Below are 273 nucleotides of genomic sequence, written 5' to 3'. Positions count from 1 at the left end.
TGAAATGGACCCGCGGAGCGGGACCGCTTGAACCGGTTTGTTAGTTGGAAACTGACTGCTCCTGATCCCTTTCTATCACGCAGCCAGAGACGCTGTCTGCTGCAGTTGCTGTGGGCATGTGGTCAACGCGGCAGCGTTGTCCACCATGTCCACAGCCTTCGCGGCCTGCATCCGTTCGCGCCAGACCGCCATCGGCGTGCGATAGCCGTGCGCCTGATGAAGGCGACGATCGTTGTAGAAGGCGATCCAGCTTGCGACCCCTGCCTTGGCCTC

General features: G+C 61.2%; 1 protein-coding gene. It reads right to left on the bottom strand.

Annotated elements, in window-relative coordinates; all coding sequences use genetic code 11:
- Positions 1–75 precede the first annotated feature (75 nt).
- Positions 76–273, bottom strand: a 198-nt coding sequence (locus tag AC5ZGW_RS47905) for an integrase core domain-containing protein (protein ID WP_496114371.1), incomplete at its 5' end; no start/stop codon positions are given.

This window comes from Bradyrhizobium sp. Crot121 (assembly GCF_059512385.1).
This window is presented reverse-complemented; position numbering and strand designations above follow the sequence as displayed.